Source organism: Streptomyces rhizosphaerihabitans (assembly GCF_025399795.1).
Lineage (GTDB): Bacteria > Actinomycetota > Actinomycetes > Streptomycetales > Streptomycetaceae > Streptomyces > Streptomyces rhizosphaerihabitans.
The window spans coordinates 1-789 of record NZ_JAODTZ010000166.1; the positions used below are offsets into that span (position 1 = coordinate 1).

General features: G+C 70.3%; 1 protein-coding gene. It reads right to left on the reverse strand.

What is annotated here, in order from left to right; translation table 11 throughout:
* On the reverse strand, positions 1 to 789 hold a 789-nt coding region (locus N4G66_RS45230), incomplete at both ends, for a 2-oxoacid:acceptor oxidoreductase family protein (RefSeq protein ID WP_261710157.1).

Genomic DNA, 789 nt, shown 5'->3' on the forward strand with positions numbered 1-789 from the left:
GGATCCGCCACGGCTCGGAGCCGTTGGCGAGGTAGCCGTCCGAGAGCAGCAGCACGGGCGTCCGGTACGTCAGCGCGATCCGGGCCGCCTCCATCGCCGCGTCGAAACAGTCGGCCGGAGTCCTCGGCGCCACGATCGGCACCGGCGCCTCGCCGTTGCGCCCGTACATCGCCTGCAGCAGGTCGGCCTGCTCGGTCTTCGTCGGCAGCCCGGTCGAGGGCCCACCGCGCTGGATGTCGATGACCAGCAGCGGCAGTTCGAGCGAGACGGCCAGCCCGATCGTCTCCGACTTCAGCGCCACGCCGGGGCCCGAGGTCGTCGTCACGGCGAGCGAGCCGCCGAACGCCGCGCCCAGCGCCGCGCCGATCCCCGCGATCTCGTCCTCGGCCTGGAAGGTGCGCACGCCGAAGTTCTTGTGCTTACTCAGCTCATGCAGGATGTCCGAGGCCGGCGTGATGGGGTAGGAGCCCAGGTAGAGCGGCAGATCGGCCTGCCGGGAGGCGGCGATCAGGCCGTACGACAGGGCGAGGTTCCCGGAGATGTTGCGGTAGGTGCCGGTCGGGAAGGCCTTCGAGGCCGGCGCGACCTCGTAGGAGACGGCGAAGTCCTCGGTCGTCTCGCCGAAGTTCCAACCGGCCCGGAACGCCGCGAGGTTGGCGGCCGCGATGGCGGGCTTCTTGGCGAACTTGGCCCGCAGGAACTTCTCGGTGCCCTCGGTCGGCCGGTGGTACATCCACGACAACAGACCCAGCGCGAACATGTTCTTGGAGCGCTCGGCCTCCTTGCGGG